At 49.0% G+C, this 4422-nt stretch carries 6 protein-coding genes; 3 read left to right on the plus strand and 3 right to left on the minus strand.

Translation table 11 applies throughout. From position 1 onward, the window contains the following. Positions 1–230 precede the first annotated feature (230 nt). The 3 genes from A1355_RS09140 to A1355_RS25160 all read right to left on the minus strand — a co-directional run bounded on the left by A1355_RS09140 (position 231) and on the right by A1355_RS25160 (position 2038). Positions 231–665 carry a putative toxin-antitoxin system toxin component, PIN family gene (locus tag A1355_RS09140; protein ID WP_064027232.1) on the minus strand — a complete coding sequence of 145 codons (435 nt, stop codon included), beginning with the start codon at positions 663–665 and terminating at the stop codon, positions 231–233. Then, positions 662–910: an AbrB/MazE/SpoVT family DNA-binding domain-containing protein gene (locus A1355_RS09145; protein ID WP_064027234.1), complete on the minus strand. Its 249-nt coding sequence runs from the start codon at positions 908–910 to the stop codon at positions 662–664. Before A1355_RS09145 ends, A1355_RS09140 begins: the two co-directional genes overlap by 4 nt. A gap of 906 nt (positions 911–1816) precedes the next feature. Then, positions 1817–2038 (minus strand): hypothetical protein, encoded by a 222-nt coding sequence (locus tag A1355_RS25160; protein WP_157197821.1) that lies wholly within the window; start codon positions 2036–2038, stop codon positions 1817–1819. A 154-nt stretch (positions 2039–2192) separates the two neighbouring features. Between A1355_RS25160 and A1355_RS09150 the strand changes: the two genes are divergently transcribed. The 3 genes from A1355_RS09150 to A1355_RS09160 all read left to right on the plus strand — a co-directional run bounded on the left by A1355_RS09150 (position 2193) and on the right by A1355_RS09160 (position 4353). Further along, positions 2193–2996 (plus strand): hypothetical protein, encoded by an 804-nt coding sequence (locus tag A1355_RS09150; protein WP_064027237.1) that lies wholly within the window; start codon positions 2193–2195, stop codon positions 2994–2996. A gap of 67 nt (positions 2997–3063) precedes the next feature. Then, a complete protein-coding gene (locus A1355_RS09155; RefSeq protein WP_064027239.1) occupies positions 3064–3978 on the plus strand; it encodes a hypothetical protein in 915 nt (304 codons plus the stop codon). 126 nt (positions 3979–4104) lie between these two features. Next, entirely contained in the window at positions 4105–4353 is a 249-nt protein-coding gene (locus A1355_RS09160) for a BrnT family toxin (protein ID WP_064027241.1), read from the plus strand. Positions 4354–4422 lie beyond the last annotated feature (69 nt).

A 4422-nucleotide genomic window follows, 5' to 3' on the forward strand; every position in this document is an offset into this window, starting at 1 on the left:
GGGGTTTTTACGACACCCTCATAATAAGGATTCCCAACGAATTTTGGGAATTCGATATTCGAAGCGACCGGGTTGAGATGCGTGGATTGACCATCCGGTAGCCATCGGGTTTGCGATTGGGCACGGCTTTATACCTGCAATTCGTCGATGCCATTGGCTCGAAATGCTCGGCAAGTGCGGCGATCAATAGTTGCATCGGTTCCGTAGTTTGACGACGATGTTATTGGTCGTCATGCGTTAAGGCTTGGCAAGAATTGTTCCGCCGTCAGAATCGGGCAGATAAAGGGCTCGGAAATCGTCAATAAGTCCTGGTCGCCAGTTATCAGAGCTTCGGCTTGCCCGGCTATGGCGAGCTGCAGGAAAGGCAGATCAAACGCATCGCGGCATTCGGGTGTAACGGGTGGCGGTTCAGGGATGACGATGGTTTGGCAATACGGCAAATAATCGGCCAGCAGTTCCTGTTGGTCAGAGGTACTGAGTTTAAATTTGGGATAATTTAGTACTCGGATCAATTCCGCTACGGTGATTTTGGACAGCAAGGGAAGAATCTGCTGGCTTTTCCAGGCTTGGCGCAAGGGTGTCAAACGGCTTTGGGCAAATACCAAGGCAGACAGCACCAGATTGGTGTCGATGACCACACGCGGCGCATGGGTTGTGCTGCTCATTTATCGTGGGTGGATGTTGCATCGGCAGCCTGTCTTGCCCAAACCACCGCATCGTTAATATCTTGCTCCTGGAGATTTAACTCAGCTAATTTTGCGCGCACCGCATCGCCGCGCTGAATACGCACTGGGGTCAGGATGATCTGGCCGTTGCGGGTTTCCACGTCAAAGTATTCCTCGGCGCCGACGGCAGCGGTAATGCTTTTGGGGAGTGTGAGTTGGTTTTTTGAGGTCATTTTGGCAAGCATGGCAACCTCCGAGCTATAAAGTAAGGATTCCTTACTTTATGCTTTTGACTAACAAATTTCAAGCCGCGGCCGCACCGGTTTGTCGGAGCGTATCGTCGAAGGTTTACAGTACTTGCCGAAACGGCCGTAACCGCCGTCGAAATAGTCCTTTTCCAAACGATACCTGTTGCTGCGACATAGCGGGTCACAAACCCCGAATGACCGAGTCCGGATATTCAACCCGGCGCTTCGCAACCCGTTCGAAGACTTGGCAAAGCCGTCCGCTTGGCGCCCATGCCACCGACCCGGCAAATTGCCGACCGGCGTGCTCTCCGAAGACCATACGCCGAATCCCGTCGTCACAATTGCGATCCGCGCGACGACCTTTTAGCAAATCATGGTCGATATGCCGGTTTAACCATTCGCCATACGTTTTTCTGTTCGGAGCGTCGCGTGCAAGGTTTTTAGTGTTACGGGAATCACTATTTGCGTTGCACGCAAGACTTTTAGCGTTGCTCGCAAGGCTCAGAGCCTTACTTTTATTGCTGGGAGAGTTGCGTGAAAGTCTTTTAGTGTTGCGAGAGTCGCATTGTGCCGTGCGCGCAAGGCTTTTAGCGTTGCCCGCAAGGCTCGGAGCCTTGCGTTAATTGCTCGGAGAGTTGCGCGCAAGTCTTTTAGTGTTGCGAGAGTTGCTTTTTTCCTTGCGCGCAAGGCTTTTAGCGTTGCCCGCAAGGCTCGGAGTCTTGCGTTGATTGCTCAGAGCCTTGCGTGCAAGTCTTTCAGTGCTGCGGGAATGTCCCTTTTGAGCGAAAATCAAGGCTAGGAATATCACGAATCGGCCAATTGCGGACGGCACTATAAATTTTTGATCGTTCGGTAACGTGCCTTTAGCAGACAAGGGTGGGCAAATTTGCCCACCGTTGACCGTTAAATCCGCGTGGGCACTAAATCGTGCTCACCCGAGCTTTGCAGCTTTTCGTCAAATGCGGCAAAGCTTACGTTGAGATTCGGGTTTGTGTCGTACTTGTTACAGAAATCCGGATAAAACCGAAACCACTTTCGAAAATGGCGGCGGTGTTGATCAGGCACATTTCGCTGATCAAGTTGTGCCTCAAATGCCTGGCTAACTGATGCGGGAACGGCAAACATGGTAACCTCCAACGTTGATTTTGGTACGATCTGTCTGAATGATATACAGAAAGAAAAAATCCTTGCGGATCACGAATTTATTAGAGAAGCACCTCTTTTGTGGTAGATATACGGAACTATCTAATAACTAGTTAGGAAAACTCGGAATCGAACAATGAAGCAACAAACTGAAATCACAAATTTAAGAACGTATATCGCATCTGGGCTGGTGTTTTTATTTGGCTTAGCTCTTTTATTTGCTAGTGAGAAGGCAACCTTTGAGACTGGATACCTCTGGTTAAAATCATTGCTCTCAAACTTTGGAGCCTTGCTAATCGCGTCAACATCCATCGCGTTGCTTTGGGAATTGTTTTCTAAGAGATCATTTTTGGAAGAGCTTTTAGCTAAAACTGGTTTGGCAGAAGATTTGAGAGCCGTAGGTGTAACTGGCATATCATTAAATCCAGTTAGAGGCCCCGATTTTTCTAAATTAATCAAATCATCTGAGAGATTAGATGTCTTCGTTTGCTACGCCAATACTTGGCGGGCTACATTTGAAGAAGATTTGAGAATTTTAGCGGCAAAGAAAAACTGCAGAATACGACTGATTGTACCAGATCCAGATAATTCTGAAATTATGAAAGATCTTGCTAAGCGCTTTAACGCTGCGGATGCAATAACGATGGAGGCGAGAATTAAGCAGGCAATAACAGAATATAAAGCGTTGTTTAGCTCCGTAGCAAACAGCACACTTGATTTTAGCGTTTGGATTCATGACGAAACCCCCGTCTCTAGCTTTTACCGTTTTGATCGCTGTGCTGTAATTACTTTATATAAGCACGCCAAGGGAAGAGGTAACGCGCCTACAATTGTCGCGGAGAGAGGTGGAGCGCTCTACACATATATTGAAAACGAAATAGATTCAATGATTAAAGGTATTGCTCCTTATCCACAGCTCGCTAGAAAAATACATCCCTAACAAAGCAATCAAACCACCGCTTATTGCGGCGTTAGGCGTCACAGCCATCAGATCACTACGAGGCCCCATGACAACAGACTCCAAAGCTAGGACTGCATTCGTAGCAACGCCGATTGGATCGCCGGAAACTGAAACTCGAAGAGCAACGGATGGCCTGCTGGATGCGGTCATTGCGCCCGTACTTGAGTCAATGGGCTTTGTTGTGACTGTCGCGCACCGAATGTCGCAATCTGGCTCTATAAATGCGCAGGTTCTGAAGCATGTTCTTGGGTGCGATCTGTTAGTCGCAAACCTATCCGAACTCAATCCGAATGTGATGTACGAGCTCGCGGTGCGTCACTGCGCCAGAAAGCCGACAGTAATCCTCGCACAAACAGGAACACGACTCCCATTTGACGTCACTGACCAACGGACGCTCTTCTACCGGAACGACATGAGTGGGGTTGTTGAACTGGCGCGAGGACTGAGAGAATTTGTGGAGGCGACCCTGAGCGATACGACCACCGACAATCCAGTGTATCAAGCCACCTTCGGGCGAACGCTCTGCGATAACGCGTCATCGGATTTGGCGGATGCTGTCATCCTACGTAAGTTGGATGCGATTCTCAGCAGTCTGTCCGAGCTAGGCGCCAGCCAGAGCAGGCCGCAGCCAGTCGCACCGGTCGGCGCTCAGCATGAGTACGTTGCGAAGGTTCGATGGAGGCCAAGCTCAACCTCCTCGACCGACGAGATGAGAGCTTGGCAAGATGCGCTGAACGCAAGCTCTCTCAGAATTTCGGGAAGGCTCTTCAAGAACCCCGACCGGCTTAAGGAGGCTTTGACCCAGAGAAGAAGAATTGACATTGAAGACATCTTCGAGCCAAATGATGTCCACGAGGTTTGCGTTACGTCGAGCCGGATGCTGAGCGAGGAAGACCTCATACACGCATTTCGAGATCGAGATCTACAAATTCTCAGCTTCAAGCAGGCCAGTGACGCCTAACAGCCTCGTAGGGTACGCACCGCGTACCTTCTAAATAGCAAATCGTCTTAAACGGAGCGGATAATGTTGCCCAAAAAGAAGGGATACAAATGGCGTATTTCGTTATAAGCTGAGGAGTCGTTTTCAATGGAATACGGCTGGGATAAAAACAAAGCAATAGCAAATTTGTCGAAACATGGTGTTTCTTTTGAAGAAGCGAAAACGGTTTTTGATGATCCATTGTATGTGGATTTCTATGGCCCTGACCATTCCTTCGAAGAACACCGTTTTATCCTGTTGGGTGAATCGGTTCAAGGAAGATTGTTGTTCGTTCCTTATATGGAGCGTAACAAAGGTATTCGTTTGATTAGCGCAAGAGAAGCAACCGCATCGTAGCGTAAAGTTTATGAGCAAGAATGAGATAGACGATGAGCCCGTAGGATGCGCCAACCAACGGGCGGCGCA

The sequence above is a fragment of the Methylomonas koyamae genome (genome assembly GCF_001644025.1).
GTDB lineage: Bacteria > Pseudomonadota > Gammaproteobacteria > Methylococcales > Methylomonadaceae > Methylomonas > Methylomonas koyamae_A.

Excerpts from the sequence above, each read along its gene's own strand:
- A1355_RS09140 (WP_064027232.1), bottom strand. The coding sequence starts at position 665 with ATGAGCAGCACAACCCATGCGCCGCGTGTGGTCATCGACACCAATCTG.
- A1355_RS09145 (WP_064027234.1), bottom strand. The coding sequence starts at position 910 with ATGCTTGCCAAAATGACCTCAAAAAACCAACTCACACTCCCCAAAAGC.
- A1355_RS25160 (WP_157197821.1), bottom strand. The coding sequence starts at position 2,038 with ATGTTTGCCGTTCCCGCATCAGTTAGCCAGGCATTTGAGGCACAACTT.
- A1355_RS09150 (WP_064027237.1), top strand. The coding sequence starts at position 2,193 with ATGAAGCAACAAACTGAAATCACAAATTTAAGAACGTATATCGCATCT.
- A1355_RS09155 (WP_064027239.1), top strand. The coding sequence starts at position 3,064 with ATGACAACAGACTCCAAAGCTAGGACTGCATTCGTAGCAACGCCGATT.
- A1355_RS09160 (WP_064027241.1), top strand. The coding sequence starts at position 4,105 with ATGGAATACGGCTGGGATAAAAACAAAGCAATAGCAAATTTGTCGAAA.